The organism is Tsukamurella conjunctivitidis (assembly GCF_007858475.1).
In the GTDB taxonomy this organism is placed as follows: domain Bacteria; phylum Actinomycetota; class Actinomycetes; order Mycobacteriales; family Mycobacteriaceae; genus Tsukamurella; species Tsukamurella conjunctivitidis.
This window is the reverse complement of sequence record NZ_VIGX01000272.1, coordinates 1-534: the sequence shown is the minus strand read 5'-3', so window position 1 is coordinate 534 and position 534 is coordinate 1. Positions and strand designations below refer to the sequence as shown.

Sequence of the window (534 nt, the reverse complement as noted above, 5' to 3'; positions counted from 1 at the left end):
CGACTGCCCCAGGACAAGGTCACCTTCACTGACGCCATGCAGTCCGGCGCCTCCTACCGGTGGGTCGTGCGTGCCGTCGTGGACGGGGTGCTCTCGGCTCCCTCGAATGAGGTGGGCGGACCCGGCGAGGTGGTCGCCTCACTGGAGGATCCCGAGCGTGACGACAACGGGCCGGGATCCTATGTCTACCCGAAGAACGGTGCCTTTGTGCCGGGAGCCTTCGACCTGACGAAGGTCGAGGTCCTGGACGCGGGGGTCTCCTGGTCCTTCCGCTCGACGATCGCCGGGGAGGTCACGAACCCCTTCGGTGGCAGCGCCATCTCCCTCCAGCACATTGAGTACTACATCGGTGACGGGACGGGCGGGGCGACCCCGGCACGTGGGGGGACCAACATGGACACCGCCTCCGGATGGAACCGCGTGGTGGTGGCCGATGGTCGCTTCAATGCCGCCGGGGTCTACGACACCGGGAACACCCGGGTCGCCGACGTCGGATTGACGGCGAAGGCCACGGACCACACGATCACGCTGAGC

General features: G+C 67.6%; 1 protein-coding gene. It reads left to right on the top strand.

Annotation, left to right across the window (positions count from 1 at the left end):
• On the top strand, nucleotides 1-534 hold a 534-nt coding region (locus tag FK530_RS25360), incomplete at both ends, for a glucodextranase DOMON-like domain-containing protein (RefSeq protein ID WP_205124284.1).